Raw genomic sequence first — 22,221 nt, forward strand, 5'->3', positions numbered from 1 at the left:
TGAGCCTCGGACGCTGCGGCCCGGTCAGGGCTCGAGCAGGACGGCCCCCGGGCCGTGTTCAGCCAGCACGTCGGACGGGTTGTTGAGCGCGCACGTGCGCAGGCTGAGGCAGCCGCAGCCGATGCAGGAGTCGAGCTGGTCGCGCAGCTTCTCGATGCGGCGGATCTGCTCGTCGAGCCGGCCGCGCCAGGCGCGTGAGAGGCGGGCCCAGTCCGTCGCCGTGGGGGTGCGCGCGTCCGGGAGCGTGGACAGGGCCGCACCGATCTCCTCGAGCGACAGCCCGACCCGCTGGGCCGCCCGGATGAACGACACCCGGCGGATCGTGGCACGCTCGTAGCGGCGCTGGTTGCCGGTGGTGCGCACCGAGCTGATGAGCCCGAGGTCCTCCCAGTAGCGCAGCGCGGAGGTGGCCGCACCGGTGCGCTCGGCAACCTGCCCGATCGTCAGGCCGGACACCTAGGAGATCCTCGCCTCGGCCAGGCGGGTGAGGATCTCATCGACCGTCTCGTCCGGCGTCTGCTGCGAGCTGTCGAGCCACAGCCCGATGTGCGGCGTCTCGGTGCGCACCTTGTGGTCGAAGTCGCGGATCGACCAGAGGTCGCCGTAGCCGACCTTGACGCGTTCGGACTCGCGCTGCATCACGGTGCCGACGTCGGGCGCGAGCATGACGAGGCTGAGCGGTCGCGCGGTCAGCCGGTCGAGGAAGGGCTGCAGGGTCGTGCCGACGAAGAGGTCCTGGACGACGACGGTGAAGCCGGCCGCGGCGTACTCGTCGGCGGAGTGGCCGCGATGGCATGGCGCAGCGCCAGCTGCCGCTCGGCCTCGGGGTCGCCGTGCGGAGACATGTCGACGCGGCCGCGCACGACGACGCGGCGGAACTCGTCACCGCGCAGGTGCACAGCGCGCGTGAAGCGCTCCGCGAGGAGCTGGGAGACGGTCGACTTGCCGGCAGCCATGACGCCGGTGACGACGATGACCTGCGGGATGTCGACGGCGGTGTGGAGGGGCCGGTCGCTCACACCGCACCACCCTAGGCGCCTCCGGGCGAAAAGTCGTCAGAGTTCATGTGACGTTCAAGTAGCGGGCAGTGCTCAGGCGTAGGCCTCGACCTCGTCGGGCGTGGCACGACGCACGACGACGCGGGTCCACGCGCCGACGTAGAGGCGGTCGTCGTCGCCGAGCTCGGTCTTCGGGCCGACCGCGATGGCGCGACGGGGGAGCGGTCCCGACGCAGGGCCGACGAAGGTCCCGTTGGAGCTGCCGAGGTCCTCGACGAACCAGCGCGAGCCGTCGGTCGTCAGCTGGGCGTGCCGGCGGCTGACGCCGGGGTCGGACGAGAGGTCGATCTCGGGGTTGGTGTTCTTGCTCGTGGACACGCGACCGAGCAGGACGCTGCGGTGGCGCAGCGGCATGATCGTCGGCAGACCGGGTGAGGGACAGGGGTCCTCCGCCTCCTGGGTCTGGTACCAGTCCGGGTCGACCCAGACCTCGGCCAACCACTCGAACGACGTGGTCGCCTGCTCGGCGGCGGCGCCGACCGCGGGGACGCCGGCAGGGCCGGCGGCCGCAGTGGCGACGGCCTCACCGTCGGGCTCGGTGTCGGCGAGGTCGCCCGGACCGGCCGACGGGTCACGCGGCATCGCGCCGGTCGTGAAGTCGTAGCCGCAGGCCTCGCAGAAGAGCGCGCCGTCGGGGTTCTCCGTCTGGCAGTTGGGGCAGACGAGTCCCGCCGGTGCGGCCGGGTCAGCAGGAGCCGGGGCCGCGTGGGCTGCGGCGGCCGGAGGGTCGAGGTCGAGGGAGGAGCCGGACGTCCCCGCGCCGCTCGCTGCCTCGGACGGGGCGCCCGTCGGGTCGGCGGTGCCCGCCCCTACACCGCCGCCTGCGGCCGGCTGGGCGCTCACATCGATGGGTGAGCCGCAGGTGTCGCAGTAGTCCTCGGCCTCGGACGTGTGCCCGTTGGGGCAGACAGCGCTCACCGGCGCACCCTGCTCGTCTTCGTCGAGGCCGTGTCGAGCGACATCTCGTCGATCTTCGAGGCCCCCTTCTTGAGCCGGACGGTCCCGGTGTCGGCGTCGTCGATCTCGACGACCTTCCGCAGGCGCGAGGTCATCTCCTCGTTGCCGGTCTGGTCGGCGAGCTGGACGGCCCGACCGAGCTTCGAGGTCGCGACGTCGTCCTGGCCGGCCGCCTTGGCCGCGAGACCCTCCTGGATGACGGTGGCGAGCTCGGCCTGCCCCGTGTAGGCGGCGACCGCAGGGTCGATGCGGGTCGTCAGGGAGTCGTCGTTGCTCCATTTGGCCTTGACGAGGGCCTGGGCGACAGGGTCGCCGCCCAGCGAGAACTGGACCCGGGCCGCGAGCTGCTCCTGGCCGAGCGTGCGGGCCGGGAGGCGGACAGCCACGTGGTAGTCGCGGCTCTCGTCGGACCACGCCCCGGTCGGGTAGGCGCCGGTGAGCGGGTTGACGACCGTGCGTCGCGACGTGAGGTCCTCGAGCGTCGGCGACACCTGCTTGACGAAGAGCAGCTCGGCACCCTGCGGCACCCACACGCGCAGCTCGGAGTTGGCGACGCCACGAGACATCGAGGCACGCATCATGGCCTCGAACTCCGCGGCCATCTCCTCGGGCGCCGGGATGAGATCGACGGTGCCGAGCAGCGCCGAGGCGATGCCACGCACCTCGTCGACGCGCCACTGGTCGCCCACGCCGCGGCAGTCGCACTGGAACGCGCCGACGCAGCTGCGGACCGCGGCCTGCAGCGACTGGGGCGTCTCGCCCTCGTTGACGCCGTCGGTGAGCAGGATCGCGTGGCGCTTGGTCACGTGTGGCACGGTCTCGAAGATCTGCCGGGCGAGGGTGAGCCACGTGCCCATCGCCGTGCCGCCGTTGGCGCGCAGGCCCTCGATGGCCCGGTTGGCCTCGCCGCGGGTGTGTGCCGACATCGGCACGAGCGCGCCCTGGTGGCTGTAGGGGTAGACGATCTGCGCCGTGCCGTTGCCGGACACGATCGAGAAGAGCGTGCCGTCGACGATCTCGGCGAGCGCTGCCTTTGCGGCCTCGCCGGCGGCCTGGACGCCGCGGCGGCCCATCGAGCCGGAGGTGTCGATGAGGATGACCTCCGCCGCCGAGCCGGGGTCGGCGAGCCCGGCCGAGGCGCCGGCCGACGCACCTGCCGAGGCGCCGGTGGAGGTGACGCGGACGATCGCGTGCACGTCGGTGCCCCCGTCGGGCAGGAACTCGTTCTGGAACACCTCTGCCGTGAAGTCAGCCATCGGTCGGGTCCCCTTCCACCGGCGCCGCCGCTGCGGTCGCCTCGGTCGTCGTCGTGCTCGATCCTCGCCCAGCCAGTCTGGCGAGGGCAACCGTGATGTTGTCGCGTCCACCCTGCTCGTTCGCGAAGTCGACGAGGGCCTGGGCCACCGTCGTGGGGGTGGCGTCGTCGAGTCGTGCCGCGGCGTCGGTCAGCAGGGTGCGCAGCGCCTCGGCCTCGGAGCAGTAGTTCCACAGCCCGTCGGAGCAGACCATGAGCCAGCCGGGCGTCGCCGTCAGCGTCGTCAGGTGCGGCGTGAGGTCGTCGGGGGCGTCCTTGCCGAGCCACCGTGTGATCGAGTGCGCGTGCGGTCCGGTCTCGGCCGTGAGCCTCGGGACGCCTGCCGCCATCTGCTCCTGGGCGAAGGAGTCGTCGCGGCCGAGCTGACGCGCGGGCTCAGCAGTGTCGTCGGGCAGCCAGTAGACACGGCTGTCGCCGACGTTGCCCGCGACGATGACGTCGTCCTCGACGACAGCGGCCGCGAAGGTGCACGACGGCGGGTTGGGGACGTCCTCGACGACGGAGGCCGCGACGGCCTCGTTGGCGCGGGTGACGGCGCTCGTCAGCGCCCGCCCGGCACCGGCCGCCCAGGCGTCAGGGGTGCCGACGCCCTTGGGAAAGGGTTGGTCGAGGACCGCCCGGGCGGCCGTCGCGGCCGCGAGCGAGGCGATGTGCGAGTCGGTGGCCATCGAGACGCCGTCGCAGACGACGAGGACCGCGCGCGACCCCGCCGGCTCCCTGGCGCTGAGGGACATGGCGTCCTCGTTGCGGGCGTGGCGCTTGCCGATGTCGCAGACGCCGCCGACCCAGGCCGTCGGGGACTCGACGAGGTGGTCGCGCGGGTTGGGCGGCGGGGTGCCGCAGTGGTCGCAGTAGCCGTCGACGATGTGGCCCTCGCCGCAGGCGTGGCACGCGAGGTCGTCCGCCACGGGGGCGACGGCGGCCGACGGGACCGCCCCGGTCCAGCCGACGTCGAGTGGGGACTCCTCGCCGGCGGGCGCGGTCTGCGGTGTCGCCGAGGCGAGGACGGTGCCGTCCGAGACGTCGGCCGGGGGCTGCGGCCCGTTCGAGGCGCGGGCCGCGACGACGAGGTCGGCACCGCACGCCTCGCAGAAGGTCGAGTCGGCCGGGTTGGCGGCGCCGCAGGCGGGACAGTCCCGCGATGCGGCGGCACCGGACGAGGCCGCTGACGAGGCCGCTGACGAGGCCGCGGACGAGGTCGTGGGCGAGTCCGTGGGCGAGTCCGTGGGCAGCGGAGCGGGCCCTGCTGCTCCCGTGGTCGGGATGTCGGTCACCAGAGGCTCCAGGGTCGGATGGCGTTGGCCTCGTCCACGAGGGGGACGCGCTCGGACAGGTCGGGGGTGCGCTTGGCCAGCTCGCGCAGGGCCTCCTCGAGCCCGACACGCAGGCCGTTCGGGGTGCCCTTGTGCTCGCCAAGGCGGACGTCGGCCTTGTTGCCACTCTTCTCCACGGTGACGAGCGCCTCACGGTAGATCAGCGTCGTGAGCTCGGCTCGGCGCCGCGCCGACAAGGAGGTGTCGTCGAGCGTGCGCAGCGCCTCGGCGAGGTCGGGCAACCCCCGGTTCGCCTTGGTGAGCAGCTCGGCGAGGCCGGCGCGTGCCGTGCGGTAGGCGCTCGACTGGACCGGGACGAGGCGGTATGCCGCCACGGCCCCCTCGACGTCGGACCGCGCGGCCCGGATGCGAGCGAGGCCGAAGGCCGACATGGGGACGTAGGTGGCGTCGGTGCGCGCGCACGCGACGTAGAGGTTCTCGGCCACGGCGGCGTCACCGGCCTGCTCCGACGCCTGCGCCAGCGCGAGCTTGGGCGCGAGCTCCCCGGGCACCTGTCCGTAGACGGCGTTGAACGCGGCCTGCGCGGCGCGTGAGTCACCCCGCTCGAGCGCGGCCAGGCCCTGGATCCACACGGCCCGCCACTCCCACGGGTCGGCGCTCAGCAGCTCGCCGGCCGTCGACTCGGCGACGTCGGGCTGACCGGCGTCGAGCGCGGTGCGGGCCTGCTCGAGGAGCACCTCCGTCGTGCGCACGGCAGCCCGCTTGAGCGTCGCGAGGCGTTCCTGCGGTGAGCCGGAGACCGTGGTCAGCCAGCCGGTCTGCGGGTCGTGCGGGTCGCGGCGCATGGCCGGGAGGTTGCGCCAGTCGTCGGGCTCGACGCCCGGCGTCGGCACGTCGAAGAGCAGGGAGCTGACGGTGGTCGTCGCGGCGCCGGACCCCCGGTCGAGGGCCACTACCTCACGGAGCACGCCGACCATCTGGGAGCGCAGCTCGTCGGCCGACACGAAGCGGTCGTCACGGTTGGGCGCGCACGCCTTGGCGACGAGTCGGTAGAAGGAGTCGTAGCGCTGGAAGACCGGCACGGTGTCCTGGGCCGGGAGGGTGTTGAGGAAGGTCGTCTGGTAGCCACGGAACTCCATCGTCAGCACGACGAGCGTGCGTCCGATCGTGTAGATGTCGGAGGCGGCGGAGACGCCGAGCTCGGCCACCTCGGGGGCCTGGTAGCCGACGGTGCCGAAGATCGCCGAGTCGTCGTCGTCGGCGCGGCGCACGCCACCGAGGTCGATGAGCTTGACCTCGTCGCCGACCTGGATGATGTTGTCGGGCTTGAAGTCGCAGTAGACGAGCCCGAGGTCGTGGAGGTACTGGAACGACGGCAGGATCTCGAGGATGTAGGCGAGGGCCTGGTCGACGGGCAGCGGGTCGTACGTCCCGGCGGCCTGGAGGCGCTGCTTGAGGATCGACTTGAGCGACGTGCCGCCGACGTACTCCATGACGATGTAGCCGGCGTCGTCGTGCGTGACGAAGTTGTAGATCTCGACGATGCTCGGGTGCGACACCTGCGCGAGGAAGCGCTGCTCGGCGATCGCGGCCGCGAGGGCGTCGGGGTCGGCCGAGTTGAGCAGGCCCTTGAGCACGACCCACCGGTCCGAGACGTTCTTGTCGCGCGCGAGATAGATCCAGCCGAGGCCGCCGTGGGCGAGGCAGCCGGCCACCTCGTACTGGCCCGCGACGAGGTCGCCCGCCTTGAGCTTGGGATCGAAGGAGAACGGGTGGCGGCAGTTGGCGCAGAAGCCGGTGGTCCGACCCGGCTTGCCCTCGCGGCCGCGGCCGACGGGCTCGCCGCACTTTGGGCAGAAGCGCTTGTTCTCGGGCACGGACGGGTTGGTGAGCAGGGCCTTCTCGGCGTCGATCTCGGGTGCCGGGCGCACCGACGTGATGCCGCCACCGAGGCGGGCCGAGCGCAGGCGCTGCGAGCCCCCGGTGCGGCGCGTCGCGATGGACCCGGCCTCGCGGGCACGCTTGGAGCCCAACGCTGCCGACGCGAGGTTGCTCGAGGCAGCCGAGCGCGTGGAGATCTCGGGGCCGACACCACCGGTGGCCGCTGTCGCCGCGGTGGCCCCGGCCGTGGGGGCGGCGGCCGACGGCGCGGAGGGGGCGGCATACCCGGCGACACCGAGCTGGTCGGCCGGGGTGCCGCAGACGTTGCAGTAGCCCGCGTCGATGGTGCCCGTGCATCCGGGCTGCTGGCAGGCGCCACCCTCGGGGATGGACGGCCCGGGGACGGCGGCCACGACCCGGGCCGGTGCGCTGACGGCGGTGGCGGGGTTGGAGCCGGCCGCCATGCCGCACACGTCGCAGTAGCCGTCGACGATCGTTCCGGTGCAGCCCGGCTGCGTGCAGTTCATGGGCGGGGCCTCTGGGGTCGGGGTGCGGAGGGACGGGGGGCGGCGCGACCGGCACGGGGCTGCGGGCGGGTGGCCGCGTCGACGTAGGCCGAGAAGGCCGCGGCGAGGGCGCGGGCACGGGAGATCGGCAGCGGGCGGGCGGCGAGCGTCTCGTCGAGGCGGCGACGGAGCTCGGCCACGTCGGCTCCCGCCTCGGGAGTCAGCGTCGCCGCGGCGGCCATGGCGCCGACCGCACCCACGAGCCCGACGACCTCGTCGCGCTCGGCCAGCCCGGCGGCATACGTCTCGTGGGCGAGGTCGAGCGCCCGGGAGACCCGCTCGAGCTTGTCGCGGTATGCCGTCAGCTCGGCTGCCGCCTGCGGCACGGGTCCGAGCGCACGGACGTTGGGGATCGCGAGGTGTGGTGCCGGCGTGATCGCCTCGAGGCAGGCCCGTTCGAGGGCCCGGATGGCGGCGGCGCGCGCGTCGAGCTCCTCGACCTGCTGCTGGGTGCGCACCCGGCTGCGCGCGGCGGAGGCACGTTCGGCGGCGGCCACGATGAGGTCGCGCTCGAGCACGGCCACGTCGATCTCGAGGGGGCCGATGATCCCGCCGACGTCGGCGCCACGACGGGCGCGTTCCACGAGGTCGTCCATCCGGCGGTCGAGCCGCGCGAGCTTCTCGGTGGCGTCGTCACGCTGCGTGCCGGCCGGGACCAGCGGTATCTGGTCGCGGGTGCGCTCGATCCCGGCACGCACCACGGTGATCCGTTGCGTCGCCTCCGCGGCCCCGGGGGCGAGTGAGGCTCGCGCCTGGAGGGTGCGGGTCAACGAGTCGAGCAGCCGGCACGCTTCCGGGAGGCTCACCGCGAGCGAGCCGCTCGACGGCAGCGCGAGGTGCTCGGTCGTGTTGGAGTCGAGCCGTCCGTGGATGAGGGTCGAGAGCCGCTCGGCCTCGACGGGACCGACGCGGCCGCCGTCGAAGGTCGTCTCGAGGAGGGTGAGGCGGTCGCTGACGGCCTTCCAGAAGGTCAGCGCCACCGTGAGGTCGGTGGTGATCGCGACCTGCTCGGCCTGCGAGAGCTTGAGGACCGCGCGGTCGACCTCGCCGAGGTCGGCGCGACGCTGGGCGACCCACTCGCGCAACGCGTTGAGGTAGGTCTGGGCCTCGGCGGCCTGGACGGGCACGCCGAGCCTCCCGGGTGCCGTCGGTGCGACGGTGCCCGGGTCGGGGTGGCTCTGCGGCACTGCGCTCATCGTCCGTAGACCGGGGTCGGGGGTGCGGGCGCGGGCCCGAGCGGCCCGGCGAGCCAGCGGTTGTAGATCGTCTTCCACTCGCCGTCGGCCTCGAGGTCGGCGATGACGCGGTTGACGTAGCGGGCGAGGTAGACGTCGGCCTTGTTGAGGCCCAGGCCGTAGGGCTCGACGGTGATGGCCTTGGCACTCGTGACGACAGTGTTGGGGTCCTGGGCCGCGAGGCCGGCGAGCACCGTGTCGTCACCCGTGATGGCGTCGGCCTTGCCCTGCTGGAGCAGCACGAGGCACCCGGTGTGCGTGCCCGCCGTCACGACGACCGGGCCCTTGACCTCCTGGAGCTTGGTCAGGGATGTCGTGCCGGTCGGAGCGCAGACCCGCTTGCCCTTGAGGTCGGCGAGGCCGAGGTCCTTGGCGCCGGGCAGGGCCTTGCTGACGAGGACCTTCTGGCCGGAGTGGTAGTACTCGGCCGAGAAGCCGATGTCGTTCCAGCGGCCGCACGTCATCGACATGTTGCGCGCGACCATGTCGATCGGGCGGTCGGGATCCTTGAGCAGCGGGATGCGGTCACCGGCGGTGATGACGCGCAGCTGCACCTTGTTCGGGTCGCCGAAGATCGCCTTGGCGACGGCCCGGGCCATGTCGATGTCGAAGCCCTCGATGCCGCCGGTGAAGGCGTTGCGGGCGCCGAAGAGGTAGGTGTCGGCCGAGACGCCGACGGTGATGAAGCCCTTGCTGATGATCCGGCGCATCGACGCGTCGGTGATGTCGCCCCTGCTGGGAAGGCTCGGCAAGGGGTCGTAGGACTGAGTCGCGTTGGTGCACGTCGCCGCGGGCACGGCGGGCGCGCTGCTCGACGGCTTCGGTGCAGGGGTCGTCGGCAGCTGGGTCTCCGCGTACGTGACGCCGGAGCATCCGGCGAGGGCGCCCAGCCCGGCCACGGTGACGAGGACGGAGAGGCGACGCCGCAGCGTCGAGAGCATGGTGGTCATCGGTACTCCTCGATCCGCTGGCCGACTCCTCGGATGATGAGCCACGATGCGACGAGGGCCGCGAGGGCGACGACGACGGCGATGAGGGGCGCGGCGCCCCCGAGCTCCTCCAAGGTCGTGACGGTCGCCTTGCCGGCGCTGTCGCGGGCCTGTGTCACGCTCACGTCGAAGGTCCCGAAGGTCTTGGCGGCGCCTCCGTCGGCCGTGCTCGTCGACAGCTTGACCGCGTCGTCCCAGCGACCGCCGTTGTCGAGGGAGCGGACCTCGACGTGCGCATCGACGTACTCGCCCCACTGGTCCTGCAGGGTGGCGCTGTCGTTGAGCGTGGCGAGTGTCGCGTCGACGGTGTTGCGGTCGGCGACCCAGGCCTGCTCGTTGGATGCTCCCGAGCCCCGGCGGATCAGTGTCAGGCTCTCGTTGGCGCGGGCGTCGTTGGCCGCCGTCGTCACGTTCGCGAGGGCGACGGCACGCTGGTAGTTGCCGTTGGAGACGTCGCGGGCCGCGCTGCCGACCCCGGTGATGACGGTCGCGGTGACGAAGAGCGCGACGAGGAGCAGGGCGATGGCACCCGTGAGGGACGGGTTGAGGTAGCGGTGCGTGCGCTTGGCGAGCCAGACCGCGAGCGCGACGAGCCCGATGAGCGACACGAGGCCCACGAGCAGCTGCAGGCTCGAGTTGCTGCGGTCGAACTCCTTCTTCGCGCGGTCCTCGTTGGCCTTGACGACCTGCGTCACGATCGGGATCGCATCGGCGCGCAGACCCGCGCTCGCCTGGGTGAGGTACTGCGCTCCGACCGGCAGGCCGAGGCGGTTGTTGGAGCGGGCCTGCTCGACGAGGGCGGCATACGTCTGCACGCGCTCGGCGAGGACCCCGAGGGCGTTCCCGTCGGCGGGCTGCGCGGCGGCGGCCTCCGCGATCCCCGAGGCCACCCTGCCCATCGCGCCCTCGTAGCTGGCCCGCGACTCGGGCGACTCGAGTCCGCCGACGAGGAAGGCGTTGGTGGCGACGGCGTCGGCGCGCAGCAGGTCCACGTGGATCGACTGGTTGCGGACCACCTGGGCGCTGTTGTTGGCGGCGCGCTCGACCGCGGACTGCGACGCGAGCAGCGCGTTGACGCTGATGGCACCGAGCAGGACCGCGGCCAGGACGCCGAGCAGCCCGAAGAGACGCATCCGGCCGGGCGTGCCGTGGAGCAGCCGGCTCGCGACGCCCCGGGCGCCGGGAATGCCGCCGGACAGGCTACCGGCGATGGTGCGCGGAGCCTGGCGCGCGGGCGCGCCGGACGACGCACCCGCCGGGATGGCGACGGGGATGTTCGTCGTCGGTGCGCTCATGCGGTGTCCTCGTGCTCGGTCGCGCTCGTGTCGTGCGGCTCGTCGTGCTCGTTCGAGACTGCCTCATCGGTGACCACTCGACCATCAGGGTCTGCCCTGACCGCCGCCGGATCCGTGGACGTCGCCTCGGGTGCAACCGGTGCCTGGCCCGTCGGCTCGGCCGGCGCCCCCGCGGCATCGTCGCTGGGCCGGTCGTCGAGCTGGTCGTCGGGTTCGTCGTCGGGTTCGTCGGGTTCGTCGGGCTGGTCGGTGAGGTCGTCTGCTGTGAGTAGACGCAGGTCGTCGCGCGTCGGCTCCGTCGCGTCCTTGAGTCGCCAGGCGTGCCGCCCGACCGCTTGCTCGAAGAGGTTGCGGGAGAAGCGGCCGTTGCCGAAGGCCGAGGTGCGCGGCGTGGCCTGCAGGATGTGGCGCACGCGGGTGTGGGCCTCGGTGGTCAGCTCGTAGTCGGAGCCCTCGGCGATCGAGTCGAGGATGGCGAGCAGCTCGTCGTCGGAGTAGTCGTCGAACTCGATGGTCGTCCTGAACCGGCTGGCCAGGCCCGGGTTCTGGGAGATGAAGCGGACCATCGGGTCGGGGTATCCGGCGACGATGACGACGAGGTCCTCGCGGTGGTCCTCCATCTCCTTGACGAGGGTGTTGACGGCCTCTTCGGCGTACTGGTCGCCGGTCAGGGCGTACGCCTCGTCGATGAAGAGCACGCCGCCGGTGGCCTTGGCGCAGACCTCGGCGGTCTTCATCGCGGTCTGCCCGACGTAGCCCGCGACGAGCTCGCTGCGGTCGACCTCGATGAGCTGGCCGGTGGGGAGCAGGCCGAGTGCCTTGTAGATCCCGCCGACGAGTCGGGCGACGGTCGTCTTCCCGGTGCCGGGGTTGCCGACGAAGATGAGGTGCCGGCTCATCTTCGGCGCCTTGAGGCCGGCGTGGGTGCGCATCTTCTCGACGGACAGCAGGGCGACCTGGCGGTGGATCTCCTTCTTGACCCGCTCGAGGCCGATCATCGCGTCGAGCTCGGCGAGGAGCTCCTCGACCGACTTCTCGGGCTCGGCGGCCTTGTCGGGTCGGGCCGGCGCATCGGTGGGTGCGGCCGTCGCCGTCGCGCCGGGGGCTGGGGCTCCGGCCGGGTCGCCTTGAGCCGCAGGGCTGCCGGGCGGGCGCACCAGCTCGAGGAGGCGCGGGTCGATCGGACCGGGGACGTTCGGACGCATCGCATCGGGGGAGCCGAAGCCCATCGCGGGCGCGCCGCCGAGAGGGCCACCGGGCAGGCCGGGAAGGCCGTGCGAGGGGAGGCGTGCCGCGGCGAGGTACGCGCCGGAGGCGGCGGACGCGTTGGCGATGACCCAGATCGGCGCCGTGCCGAGCATGACGGCGGACGAGGCCACCTCGGTCAGCGCCTCGGCGTACTCGGCGGCGAGGGTGTGTCGGGAGGCGACGAGGGCGTCGAGCAGGTCGGTCGGGGCGCCGCGCCAGCGACGCCCCGACGAGGCGGCGTCGAAGAACGCCTCGTTGATGCGGGCGGGATCGGTCAGGCCGGGGTGGGCGACCTCGGCCCAGGCGGGCGCCGCCCCGGGCACGGCCTCGGCCAGCGCGGCCGCGACGCGCAGCCCCTCGTCGCGGGCGGCGGCCGGGTCGAGGCCGGCCTCCGCCGCGACGTCGCTCAGCTGCTCCAGGCTCTCGGCGAGGCGTGACTCGTCAGTGGTGGTCATGGTCCGCACTCAGGTCGGCACTGGGGTCGGCGTTCACGGTCGACGTTCATGCATCACTCCGGCGGGGCCAGCGGGTGGGGGGACGGTGACGTGCTGACGGCGCCGGGCGGGTCCGCGGTTCCCGACGAGCCCGAGGTGTCCGAGGAGCCCGAGGAGTCCGAGGAGCCCGTGCCGGGGGGTGGGGCGACGCGCACGGGGTCCGGCCCGAGCCCGAGCACGCCGCCCTCCGACGCCTGACCGAACTTCTGCTCGAGGAACGCCCCGTGCACGATGATCGCCTCGGCGTCGGCACGGCATACGGCGTCGTAGACCTTGTCCATCGTCGTGCCGAGCAGGTCGAGCTGGTCGACGAGGAGCATGACCGAGCTCTTGCCCGCCGCGATGGGGCGCGTGTCGGCCCAGTCGCGCGGGAGGCGCAGGTAGTTGCCGATGGCGACCGGCAGGTAGTCGGTGGCGGTGGCCATGACGCTGAAGCCCTGACTGCTGCCGAGACCGAGGTTGGACAGGCGCGGCAGGGTCTGGCGCACGATCCGGGTGACGCGCAGCAGGCGTGAGAGCACGACGCCGGGCACCTTGCCCTCGCGGGCCTGGGCCTCGATGGCGTCCAGCGCCCCGAGGAGCTGCTCGGTGGTCGGCGGCCCCGAGCGCACGGGCTCGGGTGCCTCGGGCCTGTCCAACCCGAACCACGACCGGATTCCCACTGCGTTGTCCCCTCTGGTGTGTCACGCGCGCCGACGTCGGCCGGCCACGCACATCCTGCTCCACGGGTCGCGCCACGGCGATCCCGCCTCACCTCACCCGCGTCGCCGGCCCGTCACCGGCTCCCGGTCGGGCTGGCATGCGCAGCCACCCTCACCGGCCGGAGCCGAGGTCGAGCAGCCCGGGAGCGGCGTTCTCGGCGCGGCGGGCGTCCTGCTTGGACACGCGCTCGAGGTAGGTGCGCGACTTGGCCACCTCGGTCTCGAGCGTGCCGATCGTCGCGGCCATGTTGTCGAGCGCCCGCACCTTGAACTGGTCGATGGTGTCCATCGTCTCGTAGATGTTGGCGAACGCCTTCTGCAGCGACTCGATCGACAGCGTCGAGCTCGCGGACTGCTCCTGGATGCGGGCGGAGTTCTGCTTGAGGGCCTCCGACGTGCGCTCGATGATGCCCGAGGTCGTCGTGTTGAGGGCCGTGATCTGGTCGAGCACGAGCTGCTGGTTGTTGAGCGCCTGGGCCACGATGACGGCGGTCCGCAGGGCCGAGACCGTGGTCGTCGTCGCCCGGTCGACGCCCTTGATGAGCTCGATGTTGTTCTTGATGATGATGTCGATCGCGAGGTAGTTCTGGATCGACACGGCCAGCTGGGTCAGCAGGTCCTGGTGCTTCTGGCGGACGTAGAAGAGGACGTCCTCGCGCAGCGCCTTGGCGCGCTCGGGGTCGGTCGACTCGAGGGTCGCGACCTGGGCGGCGAGCTTGGCGTCGAGCCGCTCGGCGACGTAGACGTACTGGTTGAGCCGGCCCATCGACTCCCAGAGGTTCTTCTTCTCGAGGTTGAGGGCGACGTTGTCCTTGACGAGCTCGTCCTGCCCCGACTGGAGCGAGTGGAGGATGCCGTTGAGGTGGCTCTGCGCCGACTGGTACTTGCGGAAGTAGTCGTTGACCTTGTCGCCGAACGGGACCATGCCGAGGAACTTCTTGGCGCCCTTCGCCTGGCCCGGGTCGAGGTCCTCGACCGTGCGCCGCAGGTCGAGCAGCGTCTTGCCGACCTTGGAGTTGCCCGACAGGCCGCCCTCGTTGAGCGCCTTGACGGGCATCTGGAGCATCCGGTTGGACGACTCGGCGGCGAACCGCACCTCGTCGTTGCCCATGGTGCGCACGTCGGCGGCCTTGGTCTCCCACTCGGGCGAGCGGGCCGCGGCCTTCGTGAGGGAGTCGAGGTAGGTGTCGACCTTGGCGTCGAGGCCGGGCAGGGCCGCCTCGGGGACGGCCGGTGCCATCTTCGGCGCGGCGGTCTCGGCGACGGCGGCCGTCGGTGCGGGGGCCGTGAGGATGAACGCGTCGCCGGGCGGCGGCTCGAGGGGGGCGACCTGGGCGGGCGCGGCTGCCTGGGCGGCGGGCTGGTCAGTCATGTGGAGCGGGTCCTTCCCTCGCGTGCCGGCCGCGTCGGCGACGCGACCGAAGTCCCTCGCCCGTCGGCACCGCGGACGGCGCACGAATCACGCCTGCGGCGCGCTCGTCGGGCGTACGGCCACTCTACGTGCCGTGCGCCTGCGACGGGTGGGCGAACGCGTGGGTTCCGTCGCCCGGAAGTCCCTCTCCGGAGAGCGAGCGGCCGCGGCTCGGAGTCAGGGGAGGTTACGAGCCGCGACCGCGTGCGTGGGGCACCCACGCCCGGAGAACGGATGGGGTTACCCGCCGGTTCCCCGGCCCTGCGTCCGGGCGTCGGGCGACTCGGTCTGGCTCAGTCGAACTGCCAGGACCGCTTGCTCAGCCCGAACCAGAAGCCGTCGATGACGCTCGTGTTGTCGAGACCGCCGGACTCGTAGGCGGCGCCGAGGGTGACGAAGAGCGGGGCGAAGTGCTCCGTGCGGGGGTGGGCCTCGTGGGCGGCCGGGGCCTTGTCGAGGAAGTCGAGCAGGCTGTCGACGTCCTGGGCCCGCATGGCCTCCTGGGCCCAGTGGTCGAACTCGGCGCTGGCGCGTGGGGGCAGGCCGTCGGCGCCGGCGTGCGGGTTGAACCAGCGCAGGTTGTGGGTCGTGAAGCCGGAGCCGATGATCATCGTGCCCTGGTCGCGCAGGGGTGCGAGGCGCCGGCCGATCTCGAAGAGCCCTCGCGGGTCCAGCGTCGGCATCGACATCTGGAGCACCGGCACGTCGGCGTCGGGGAACATCTCCTTGAGCGGGACGTATGCGCCGTGGTCGAGGCCGCGTGCCTCGTCGCGGTGCACCTGGTGGCCCGGCCAGGTGAGCAGCCTCGTCACGTCGTCGGCGAGCCCGGGGGCGGCGGGGGCGTCGTAGGTCACCTCGTAGTACTTCTGCGGGAAGCCCCAGAAGTCGTAGGTCAGCGGTGCGCCGGTCGTCGAGCCGAGCGTCGTCGGTGCGTCCTCCCAGTGCGCGGACACCATGAGGACGTTCGTGGGCTTGGGCAGGTCCGCGGACCATCCGGCCAGCTCGGCGGTCCAGCGCTCGTCGTCGGCGAGCGGCGGCGCACCGTGGCTGAGGTACAGGACCGGGGCGGACATGGCGGTTCCTTCCGAAGTTGTTGAAGTCTAAACTACCATGAGGAACGAGCGTTGGCTCGCCATCATTCCCGAGGCCGTATGCCGCGGGCCCCCTTTTCGACGAACCCCAGCGCCCCACCCGCGCCCACCCCCAACGTCGAGAGGCCACTTCCGGCCCACCCCCAACCGTCGAGAGGCCACCTCTGGCCGCTTCCGCACGGTCGAGAGGCCAGCCCTCAGTGGCCACTTCTGGCCTCTCGACGGGTGCGAGGGGGCCACACGTGGCCTCTCGACGTTTCGATGCGATGCGGGGCGCGGTGGGTGCGGGGCGAGCGGGTCGCGAGGGGACGGCATACGCCCTCTCGGGTGGATGTCGTGAGACCGCACTCGGCGCGGGCTGTTACGGTCGGTCCGCGTCCACGTCGGGGCAGCGACGAATCCGCTGCACGTGAGATGCGGGAAGTTGAAGGTGCACCATGGCCGCAGGCAAGGGCCGCAAGCTCGTCATCGTCGAGTCGCCCGCCAAGGCGAAGACCATCGCCGGCTACCTCGGAGGGGACTTCGAGGTCGAGGCGTCGGTCGGTCACATCCGTGACCTGCCGAACCCGTCCGAGCTTCCGGCGGACATGAAGAAGGGCCCGTTCGGCAAGTTTGCCGTCGACGTCGACAACGGCTTCGAGCCGTACTACGTCGTCGACCCGGACAAGAAGAAGAAGGTCGCCGAGCTCAAGCGGCTCCTCAAGGACGCCAGCGAGCTCTACCTCGCCACCGATGAGGACCGCGAGGGCGAGGCCATCGCGTGGCACCTGCTCGAGGCGCTCAAGCCGCGAGTCCCCGTCAAGCGCATGGTGTTCCACGAGATCACCCGCGAGGCGATCCAGCGGGCCGTCAACGACACCCGCGAGATCGACACCGCGATGGTCGACGCCCAGGAGACCCGCCGCATCCTCGACCGCCTCTACGGCTACGAGGTCAGCCCGGTCCTGTGGCGCAAGGTCCGCCAGGGACTGTCGGCCGGCCGCGTCCAGTCCGTCGCGACCCGCATGGTCGTCGAGCGCGAGCGCGAGCGCATGGCGTTCGTCCGCTCCTCCTACTGGGACGTCGAGGGTGACTTCACCCCCGACAGCGCGAGCCAGCAGTTCACGGCGCGCCTCTCGTCCGTCGACGGTGTGCGCGTCGCCTCCGGTCGCGACTTCGCCGACGACGGCCGCCTCACCGGCAAGAGCGTCGTCCACCTCGACGAGGCGCTCGCGACGCGCATCGCCGAGGCGTGCCTGCCCCTGAGGGCGCGGGTCACCGACGTCCAGGAGAAGCCCTACACCCGCCGCCCGTCGGCACCGTTCACGACCTCGACCCTCCAGCAGGAGGCGTCCCGCAAGCTGCGGATGTCGTCCAAGAACGCGATGCGCGTGGCGCAGCGGCTCTACGAGAACGGCTACATCACCTACATGCGTACCGACAGCACGACGCTGTCGGACGCCGCGATGACCGCGGCGCGCAGCCAGGCCCGCGACATGTACGGCGCCGAGTACGTCCCGGACAGCCCGCGCCGCTACGAGAAGAAGGTCAAGAACGCGCAGGAGGCCCACGAGGCCATCCGTCCCGCCGGTGACCGCTTCCGCAGCCCGGCCCAGGTCGCCGGGTCGCTGCGCGGCGAGGAGTTCGCGCTCTACGAGCTGATCTGGAAGCGCACCGTCGCCTCGCAGATGGCCGATGCCCGCGGCTCGACGGCCACCGTCAAACTCGCCGTCGACACGGCGCTCGAGGGTGCGCAGTCCGTCGAGTTCAGCGCCAGCGGCACCGTCATCACCTTCAAGGGCTTCCTCGCCGCGTACGAGGAGGGCCGCGACGACGAGTCCGCCGCCCGTGCCGACGCCGCCGCCGAAGAGCGCCGCCTGCCCAAGCTGAGTGCCGGCGTCCCGCTCGAGGTCGTCCGCGCCGAGGCCGACGGCCACGAGACCAGCCCGCCGGCCCGCTTCACCGAGGCCACCCTCGTCAAGGCGATGGAGGAGCGCGGCATCGGCCGCCCCTCGACGTACGCCTCGACCATCGGCACCATCCAGGACCGCGGCTACGTCTTCACCAAGGGCCAGGCCCTCGTGCCGACGTGGCTCGCCTTCGCCGTGACCCGGCTGCTCGAGGAGCACTTCGGCAACCTCGTCGACTACGAGTTCACCGCCTCGATGGAGGAGGACCTCGACCGCATCGCCAATGGCGACGAGGGTCGCGTCGCGTGGCTGAAGCGCTTCTACTTCGGCGAGGAGGCAACCTCGGCCGCCGGCCTGCGCAACCTCGTCGAGGACCTCGGCGAGATCGACGCGAAGGAGATCAGCACCATCCCGATCGGCGACGGCATGGTCGTGCGCGTCGGCCGCTACGGCCCCTACGTCGAGGAGCTCGTGCCTGCGGGTGTCGACCTCGCGACGGGCGAGGTCGCCGACGGCGCCGAGGTGGCCGCGACGCCGCGCCGCGCGACGATCACCGACGACATCGCGCCCGACGAGATGACGCCCGAGAAGGCGCGGGAGCTGCTCGAGGTCGCCGCCGACGACGGCAAGGTCCTGGGCAAGGACCCCGACACCGGCCGCGAGATCATCGCCCGCGCCGGGCGCTACGGGCCCTATGTCACCGAGGTCATCGAGGACGACGAGGGTGCGACCGGCGCGACCGGTGCCGACAAGCCCAAGGCCAAGAAGCCCGCCAAGGTCAAGCCGCGCACGGCCTCGCTCTTCAAGGACATGGAGCTGGCCACGCTCGACCTCGAGTCGGCCCTCAAGCTCCTCTCGCTGCCGCGGGTCGTCGGCTCCGATACCGAGGGCGTCGAGATCACCGCGCAGAACGGTCGTTACGGCCCGTACCTCAAGAAGGGCACCGACTCACGGTCGCTGACGACAGAGCAGCAGCTCTTCGACATCACCCTCGACGAGGCGCTCGCCATCTACGCCCAGCCCAAGCAGCGCGGTCGGGCCGCGGCCGCCCCGCCGCTCAAGGAGCTCGGCGCCGACCCCGTCAGTGGCAAGCCCGTCGTCGTCAAGGACGGCCGCTTCGGTCCGTACGTCACCGACGGCGAGACCAACGCGACGCTGCGGAAGGATGACGACCCCGAGGCGATCACGCCGGATCGGGGCTTCGAGCTGCTCGCCGAGAAGCGCGCCAAGGGCCCGACGACCCGCAAGCGCGCCGTGAAGAAGACGGCGAAGAAGACCGCGAAGAAGGCGACGACGCGCACGACGAAGAAGGCCGCCGCCAAGAAGGCCTGACCCGCCCCGTCGAGCGAGCACCCGTCCCACTCGAGTGGTTCATTGCGTATGCCGAGAGGTGGCCCTGCCGGGGAGGGTGCCGTCACGCTAGCGTCGGGTCGTGATCGAGACCCGACGTCTGGAACCCGCCGACCGGGACCGGTGGGAGATGCTCTTCCGCGCGTACATCCGCTTCTACGAGCGCGAGCTCGGCCAGGCGGCATACTACAAGGCCTGGCGCGAGATCATCTCTGACACAAGGCTGCACGGGCTCGGGGCGTGGCTTGATGGTGAGCTCGTCGGGATCACTCACTTCCTCGTTCACCCCAGCTCGAGCGAGGCCGACCTCTGCTACCTCGAGGATCTCTTCACCGACCCCGTGGTGCGTGGTCGCGGCGTGGCGAGCGCCCTCGTCGCGGCCGTGCGTGACTGGGCGCGCGAGCACGGCTGCGGCAGCGTCTACTGGCAGACCCACGAGTCGAACGTCGTCGCGCGCCGGCTCTACGACGAGGTCGCGACGTTCGGGGGCTATGTCGTCTACACGCTGCCGGTCGCGCCCGACGGCGCGGGTGACGGGAACGTCGGCCCGCGGTGAGAGGCTGATCCCATGTCAACCGTTGTCTTCGTCCACGCCCACCCCGACGACGAGGCCTCGCAGTCCGCCGGCTCGATGGCGCGGGCCGTCAGCGAGGGCCACCGCGTCGTGCTCGTCGTTGCCACCAACGGTGACCACGGCGACGCCCCCGATGACCTGGCCGACGGCGAGACCGTCGTCGAGCGGCGTCGCGCCGAGGCAGCTGCCTCCAACGCGGTCATCGGCACCCACCGCGTCGAGTTCCTCGGCTACGCCGACTCCGGCATGACCGGGTGGGCTCAGAACGACCACGAGGAGAGCTTCGCCCGGGCCGACACGGAGGAGGCGGCTCAGCGCCTCGCGGCGGTCCTGCGCGAGGAGGCGGCCGACGTCGTCGTCGGCTACGACTGGCACGGTGGTTACGGCCACCCCGACCACGTCAAGGTGCACGCCGTGACGAAACGGGCCGCCGAGCTCGCCGCCACGCCCCGCTACCTCGAGGGCTCGATGAACCGCGACGCGATGATCCGGTCGCACCAGGCCGCGATGGCGGCGGGACTCGACGTGGGGGAGTGGGACCCCAGCCAGCCCATGGACGACGGCAACCCGCTCGGCAGCCTCGAGAGCGAGCTGCACTGGGCGTGCGACGTCGGCGAGTTCCTCGAGGTCAAGCGCTCGGCGCTCAAGGCGCACGCGAGCCAGTCCGACGCGCAGGGGATGCTCCAGATGCCGGTCGAGATGTTCGCCGTGGCCTTCGCGTGGGAGCACTACATCGAGCCCGGCCGCCCCGACGGGATGGTTGCCGGCTGGTTCCTCGACGGGTGACCGTCCGGTAACCTACTCGCGGTAACCATGCCGTTTCCTCCGGAGGGACACCCGATGCCCGAGATCGACTTCACGACCGCCACCGCCGAGGAGCTCGCCGCCGTCGAGCCCGGCGAGTTCATCCGCATCGTCAAGGAGATGTCCGGCAAGGACGTCAAGGAGGTCATGGACAGTGCCAACCGCGGCCCGATCGTCGATGCGATCTTCCGTCGCATGCCCGAGCTCTTCCGCCCCGACCGGGCGGGCTCGACGACCGCGACGACGCACTGGAGCATCACCGGCCGCCCCGATGGCGGCGCCGACGAGTGGACCGTGCGCTTCACCGACGGCACGTGCACGTCGGTGCCCGGCCACGACGGTGACTCGACACTGTCTCTCGCCATGTCGCCCGTCGACTTCACCAAGGTCATCACCAAGAGCGGCAACCCGGTCATGATGTTCATGACCGGCAAGATCAAGGCCAAGGGCGACCTCGGGCTCGCAGCCAACATCGCGAACTACTTCGACATCCCCCAGGCCTGAGGCTCGTCGTGGTGGAGTTCTCGCTCGCCCTGAACGACGACCAGACCGAGCTGCGCGACTGGGTGCACCAGTTTGCCGCCGATGTCGTGCGCCCGGCCGCCTCCGAGTGGGACGCGAGGGAGGAGACGCCCTGGCCGGTCATCCAGGAGGCGGCCAGGAACGGTCTCTACGGCTTCGAGTTCCTGGCCCAGTGCTGGTCCGACCCGACCGGCATCTCGATCAACCTCGCCAACGAGGAGCTCTTCTGGGGTGACGCGGGCATCGGCATGTCGATCTTCGGCACGACCCTCGCGGTGGCCGCGATCTACGGCTCGGGCACCCCCGACCAGATGGTCGAGTGGCTGCCGCAGTGCTACGGCGACGCCGACGACCCGAAGCTCGGGGCCTTCGCGACGACCGAGCCGCAGGCCGGCTCCGACGTCGGCGCCATGCGCACGCGGGCTCGCTACGACGAGGCCACGGACGAGTGGATCCTCAACGGGCAGAAGGCCTACATCACCAACGGCGGCATCGCCAACGTCCACGTCGTGACGGCCGTCGTCGACCCCGACCTCGGCTCTCGCGGGCAGGCCGCCTTCGTCGTCCCGCCGGGCGCGCAGGGTCTCGAGGGCGCCAAGAAGCTGCGCAAGCTCGGGCTGCGCGCCTCGCACACGGCCGACGTCTTCCTCGACGACGTGCGCGTGCCCGGCTCGTGCCTGCTCGGCGGCAAGGACAAGCTCGACGAACGCCTCGCCCGCGCCCGCGAGGGCACGTCGTCCAGCGGCCAGGCGGCGATGCGGACGTTCGAGATCTCACGCCCCACGGTCGGCGCCCAGGCGCTCGGGATCGCCAGGGCGGCATACGAGTACGCCCTCGACTATGCCAAGGACCGCGTCGCGTTCGGGCGGCCGATCATCGAGAACCAGGCGATCGCCTTCGCCCTCGCCGACATGCGCACCGAGATCGACGCCGCACGTCTGCTCGTCTGGCGGGCGTCGTGGATGGGGCGCACCAACCAGCCGTTCACCGCGGCCGAGGGCTCGATGAGCAAGCTCAAGGCCGGCGAGGTCGCGGTCGCCGTGACCGACAAGGCCGTCCAGATCCTCGGCGGGGCCGGCTACGTCACCGACCACCCCGTCGAGCGGTGGTCGCGCGACGCGAAGATCTACACGATCTTCGAGGGCACGTCCGAGATCCAGCGCCTCGTCATCGCGCGGGCCATCAGCGGCGTCCGCATCCGCTGACCCGGGCATCACCCCACCCCACCCCGCCCTCCCGCCCGGCCCCCTCCCGACGCGGCGCGCATCGTCGAAAGGCCAAAGGTGGCCGCCCCCGACACCTCGAAAGGCCAGTTCTCGTCGCGAGAGCTGGCCTCTCGACTGGTGCGAGGGGGCCAGACGTGGCCTCTCGACGGTTGAGGGAGCTAGGCGACGAGGTCCAGGAGCAGCACGAGGACGAGGCCGGTCACCGACAGGATCGGCTCCATGACCGACCATGACTTGGTGGTCTGGCGCCGACCTCGAGCCCGAAGTACTCCCTGACGAGCCAGAAGCCGGCGTCGTTGACGTGCGAGAAGAAGACCGAGCCCGCCCGACTCCGGGAGTCG

Annotated in this window: 19 protein-coding genes and 1 pseudogene; 5 read left to right on the top strand and 15 right to left on the bottom strand. The window is 71.8% G+C overall.

The features are described 5' to 3' along the window. Positions 1-24 precede the first annotated feature (24 nt). The 14 genes from soxR to NR112_RS18740 form a co-directional block, all read right to left on the bottom strand. Positions 25-456 carry a redox-sensitive transcriptional activator SoxR gene (gene soxR / locus NR112_RS18675; RefSeq protein ID WP_256795792.1) on the bottom strand — a complete coding sequence of 144 codons (432 nt, stop codon included), beginning with the start codon at positions 454-456 and terminating at the stop codon, positions 25-27. Continuing rightward, a complete protein-coding gene (locus NR112_RS18680; protein WP_256795793.1) occupies positions 457-666 on the bottom strand; it encodes a hypothetical protein in 210 nt (69 codons plus the stop codon). A 23-nt stretch (positions 667-689) separates the two neighbouring features. Then, a complete protein-coding gene (locus tag NR112_RS18685; protein WP_256795794.1) occupies positions 690-1,019 on the bottom strand; it encodes a zeta toxin family protein in 330 nt (109 codons plus the stop codon). Positions 1,020-1,091: 72 nt separating this feature from the next. After that, complete coding sequence (locus NR112_RS23025; protein WP_256795795.1) at positions 1,092-1,976, bottom strand: FHA domain-containing protein; 885 nt, start codon at positions 1,974-1,976, stop codon at positions 1,092-1,094. After that, entirely contained in the window at positions 1,973-3,271 is a 1,299-nt protein-coding gene (locus NR112_RS18695; protein WP_020145179.1) for a VWA domain-containing protein, read from the bottom strand. The genes NR112_RS23025 and NR112_RS18695 overlap by 4 nt, the downstream gene beginning before the upstream one ends. Then, positions 3,264-4,604 (bottom strand): protein phosphatase 2C domain-containing protein, encoded by a 1,341-nt coding sequence (locus tag NR112_RS18700; RefSeq protein WP_256795796.1) that lies wholly within the window; start codon positions 4,602-4,604, stop codon positions 3,264-3,266. The genes NR112_RS18695 and NR112_RS18700 overlap by 8 nt, the downstream gene beginning before the upstream one ends. Next, positions 4,601-7,012 (bottom strand): serine/threonine-protein kinase, encoded by a 2,412-nt coding sequence (locus tag NR112_RS18705; RefSeq protein WP_256795797.1) that lies wholly within the window; start codon positions 7,010-7,012, stop codon positions 4,601-4,603. The genes NR112_RS18700 and NR112_RS18705 overlap by 4 nt, the downstream gene beginning before the upstream one ends. Then, entirely contained in the window at positions 7,009-8,247 is a 1,239-nt protein-coding gene (locus NR112_RS18710; RefSeq protein ID WP_256795798.1) for a hypothetical protein, read from the bottom strand. Before NR112_RS18710 ends, NR112_RS18705 begins: the two co-directional genes overlap by 4 nt. Continuing rightward, a complete protein-coding gene (locus tag NR112_RS18715; protein ID WP_256795799.1) occupies positions 8,244-9,236 on the bottom strand; it encodes a glutamate ABC transporter substrate-binding protein in 993 nt (330 codons plus the stop codon). The genes NR112_RS18710 and NR112_RS18715 overlap by 4 nt, the downstream gene beginning before the upstream one ends. Beyond that, positions 9,233-10,570, bottom strand: coding sequence for a hypothetical protein (locus tag NR112_RS18720; protein WP_256795800.1), 1,338 nt, complete (start codon positions 10,568-10,570; stop codon positions 9,233-9,235). The genes NR112_RS18715 and NR112_RS18720 overlap by 4 nt, the downstream gene beginning before the upstream one ends. Continuing rightward, positions 10,567-12,273, bottom strand: coding sequence for an AAA family ATPase (locus NR112_RS18725; RefSeq protein ID WP_256795801.1), 1,707 nt, complete (start codon positions 12,271-12,273; stop codon positions 10,567-10,569). The genes NR112_RS18720 and NR112_RS18725 overlap by 4 nt, the downstream gene beginning before the upstream one ends. Before the next feature lie 53 nt (positions 12,274-12,326). Further along, positions 12,327-12,923: a hypothetical protein gene (locus NR112_RS18730; protein ID WP_256795802.1), complete on the bottom strand. Its 597-nt coding sequence runs from the start codon at positions 12,921-12,923 to the stop codon at positions 12,327-12,329. 202 nt (positions 12,924-13,125) lie between these two features. Then, the gene (locus tag NR112_RS18735) at positions 13,126-14,385 is read right to left on the bottom strand and encodes a toxic anion resistance protein (RefSeq protein ID WP_256795803.1); all 1,260 of its coding nucleotides are present in this window, start codon (positions 14,383-14,385) and stop codon (positions 13,126-13,128) included. Between the two features lie 332 nt (positions 14,386-14,717). Further along, positions 14,718-15,497 carry a dioxygenase gene (locus NR112_RS18740; RefSeq protein WP_256795804.1) on the bottom strand — a complete coding sequence of 260 codons (780 nt, stop codon included), beginning with the start codon at positions 15,495-15,497 and terminating at the stop codon, positions 14,718-14,720. A gap of 455 nt (positions 15,498-15,952) precedes the next feature. Between NR112_RS18740 and topA the strand changes: the two genes are divergently transcribed. The 5 genes from topA to NR112_RS18765 all read left to right on the top strand — a co-directional run bounded on the left by topA (position 15,953) and on the right by NR112_RS18765 (position 21,859). Then, a complete protein-coding gene (gene topA, locus NR112_RS18745; RefSeq protein ID WP_256795805.1) occupies positions 15,953-18,736 on the top strand; it encodes a type I DNA topoisomerase in 2,784 nt (927 codons plus the stop codon). A 100-nt stretch (positions 18,737-18,836) separates the two neighbouring features. Then, positions 18,837-19,310: a GNAT family N-acetyltransferase gene (locus NR112_RS18750; RefSeq protein ID WP_256795806.1), complete on the top strand. Its 474-nt coding sequence runs from the start codon at positions 18,837-18,839 to the stop codon at positions 19,308-19,310. A gap of 12 nt (positions 19,311-19,322) precedes the next feature. Then, positions 19,323-20,114, top strand: a complete 792-nt coding sequence (locus tag NR112_RS18755) for a PIG-L deacetylase family protein (protein WP_256795807.1) — start codon at positions 19,323-19,325, stop codon at positions 20,112-20,114. Between the two features lie 54 nt (positions 20,115-20,168). Further along, a complete protein-coding gene (locus NR112_RS18760; protein WP_256795808.1) occupies positions 20,169-20,636 on the top strand; it encodes an SCP2 sterol-binding domain-containing protein in 468 nt (155 codons plus the stop codon). Positions 20,637-20,647: 11 nt separating this feature from the next. Next, positions 20,648-21,859, top strand: coding sequence for an acyl-CoA dehydrogenase family protein (locus NR112_RS18765; protein WP_256795809.1), 1,212 nt, complete (start codon positions 20,648-20,650; stop codon positions 21,857-21,859). A gap of 179 nt (positions 21,860-22,038) precedes the next feature. Here the strand turns inward: NR112_RS18765 and NR112_RS18770 are convergent. Further along, positions 22,039-22,205 (bottom strand): annotated as a pseudogene (locus NR112_RS18770) (gluconate transporter); the annotation flags it as partial. Positions 22,206-22,221: the final 16 nt, after the last annotated feature.

Source organism: Terrabacter sp. Ter38 (genome assembly GCF_024519435.1).
Lineage (GTDB): Bacteria > Actinomycetota > Actinomycetes > Actinomycetales > Dermatophilaceae > Terrabacter.

Excerpts from the sequence above, each read along its gene's own strand:
- NR112_RS18695 (WP_020145179.1), bottom strand. The coding sequence starts at position 3,271 with ATGGCTGACTTCACGGCAGAGGTGTTCCAGAACGAGTTCCTGCCCGAC.
- NR112_RS18705 (WP_256795797.1), bottom strand. The coding sequence starts at position 7,012 with ATGAACTGCACGCAGCCGGGCTGCACCGGAACGATCGTCGACGGCTAC.
- NR112_RS18755 (WP_256795807.1), top strand. The coding sequence starts at position 19,323 with ATGTCAACCGTTGTCTTCGTCCACGCCCACCCCGACGACGAGGCCTCG.
- topA (WP_256795805.1), top strand. The coding sequence starts at position 15,953 with ATGGCCGCAGGCAAGGGCCGCAAGCTCGTCATCGTCGAGTCGCCCGCC.
- NR112_RS18680 (WP_256795793.1), bottom strand. The coding sequence starts at position 666 with ATGCTCGCGCCCGACGTCGGCACCGTGATGCAGCGCGAGTCCGAACGC.
- NR112_RS18725 (WP_256795801.1), bottom strand. The coding sequence starts at position 12,273 with ATGACCACCACTGACGAGTCACGCCTCGCCGAGAGCCTGGAGCAGCTG.
- NR112_RS18735 (WP_256795803.1), bottom strand. The coding sequence starts at position 14,385 with ATGACTGACCAGCCCGCCGCCCAGGCAGCCGCGCCCGCCCAGGTCGCC.
- NR112_RS18720 (WP_256795800.1), bottom strand. The coding sequence starts at position 10,570 with ATGAGCGCACCGACGACGAACATCCCCGTCGCCATCCCGGCGGGTGCG.
- NR112_RS18710 (WP_256795798.1), bottom strand. The coding sequence starts at position 8,247 with ATGAGCGCAGTGCCGCAGAGCCACCCCGACCCGGGCACCGTCGCACCG.
- NR112_RS18760 (WP_256795808.1), top strand. The coding sequence starts at position 20,169 with ATGCCCGAGATCGACTTCACGACCGCCACCGCCGAGGAGCTCGCCGCC.
- NR112_RS18715 (WP_256795799.1), bottom strand. The coding sequence starts at position 9,236 with ATGACCACCATGCTCTCGACGCTGCGGCGTCGCCTCTCCGTCCTCGTC.
- NR112_RS18740 (WP_256795804.1), bottom strand. The coding sequence starts at position 15,497 with ATGTCCGCCCCGGTCCTGTACCTCAGCCACGGTGCGCCGCCGCTCGCC.